The 1,322-nt window shown below is 66.7% G+C and carries 2 protein-coding genes; both read left to right on the top strand.

Going from position 1 to position 1,322, the window contains the following annotated elements; translation table 11 throughout:
• Positions 1-42 precede the first annotated feature (42 nt).
• The gene (locus tag ABZV42_RS42235) at positions 43-375 is read left to right on the top strand and encodes a transposase (protein ID WP_356057612.1); all 333 of its coding nucleotides are present in this window, start codon (positions 43-45) and stop codon (positions 373-375) included.
• A 5-nt stretch (positions 376-380) separates the two neighbouring features.
• A complete protein-coding gene (locus tag ABZV42_RS42230; RefSeq protein ID WP_356057570.1) occupies positions 381-1,289 on the top strand; it encodes an IS3 family transposase in 909 nt (302 codons plus the stop codon).
• Positions 1,290-1,322: the final 33 nt, after the last annotated feature.

Raw genomic sequence — 1,322 nt, 5'->3', positions numbered from 1 at the left:
TGAGGTTCCCCCTGTCGGCCGGACAGGTTGATACTGGGACGGATGGTCCCGGAGGAAGCAGTCACAGGAGTGAGTAGCAAGAGCAACATGAGTAAGCGGTACACGGCCGAGTTCAAGCGGGACGCGGTCGCCTTGGCGTTGTCCTCGGAGAAGACGGTCACCGAGGTCGCGAGGGATCTGGGCGTGAGTCCGGAAGGGCTGCGCGGGTGGGTGAAGCAGGCGAAGGTCGACCGCGGCGAGGGACCCGCCGGGGCTTTGACCACTGCGGAGCGTGAGGAGTTGGTCCGGCTGCGGCGGAAGGTTCGCGAGCAGGAGGCCACGATCGAGGTTCTGGGAAAAGCGACCGCCTTCTTCGCTCAGGACAAGATGAGGTAGACACCGTGGCACGGTGTCGTTTCATCGAGGCGGAGAAGGCATCGGAGGGTAATCCTGCAGGTCACAGCGTTGCGTTTCTGTGCCGTGTGCTGGGAGTGCCCCGCTCCACCTACTACGCGCACAGGGCGTCACGGCCGGCCCGGACGGTGCGGGAGCGGGCCGAGGAGGTGCTGGTGGGCGAGATCCGGGTGCTTCACGCCGGATCTCGCGGTGCCTACGGGGCTCCGCGGATTCACGCTGCCCTGCGGCGGGCCGGGCGGGTGGTGAACTCCAAGAAGATCGAGCGGCTGATGCGCAAGCACCGGATCGTCGGGATCACCCGCCGCCGACGGCGGGGCCTGACCCGGCAGGCGAAGCGGGCGGTGTTCGCGCTCGACCTGATCGGACGGGACTTCACCGCGCCCCGGCCCGGGATGCGGCTCGTCGGCGACATGACTGAACTCAGCACGCTGGAAGGGAAGTTGTATCTGGCGACCTGTATCGATCTCGCGACGCGGGAGGTGGTCGGCTGGGCGATGGCCGACCACCACCGCGCCGAGCTGCCGGTCGCCGCCTTGCGGATGGCGGCCGGGCGTGGCGGCCTGGAGCAGGGTTGCGTCATGCATACGGATCGCGGCAGCGAGTACACGAGTGACGATTTCCGCAGCGAAATAAGCAAGTTGCGCATGAGGCAGTCAATGGGGCGCGTCGGCTCTTGTTACGATAATGCCGCCGCGGAAAGCTGGTTCGCCATCCTGAAAGCGGAGATCGGGACGACCGTGTGGGAGACCCGCGAGGCCGCCCGGGCCGACGTTTTCCGCTACGTCGAGGTCGAGTACAACCGCAGCCGGCTCCGTCGGCACCCCGACTACGGGTACGTCACCCCGCTCGAAACGAGATCCTTGCTCAGGCAGAACCTCGTCCCGGCAGCGTAAACACCCGCTGTCCAGTTCGCGGGGGGAACTTCA

It is taken from the genome of Streptomyces sp. NPDC005281 (assembly GCF_040607495.1).
Lineage (GTDB): Bacteria > Actinomycetota > Actinomycetes > Streptomycetales > Streptomycetaceae > Streptomyces.
Note: the sequence above shows the minus strand (reverse complement) of the source record. Positions and strands in the feature narration are given on the sequence as shown.

Bases quoted from the DNA above. Each gene is read 5' to 3' on its own strand.
- ABZV42_RS42235 (WP_356057612.1), top strand. From the start codon at position 43: ATGGTCCCGGAGGAAGCAGTCACAGGAGTGAGTAGCAAGAGCAACATG.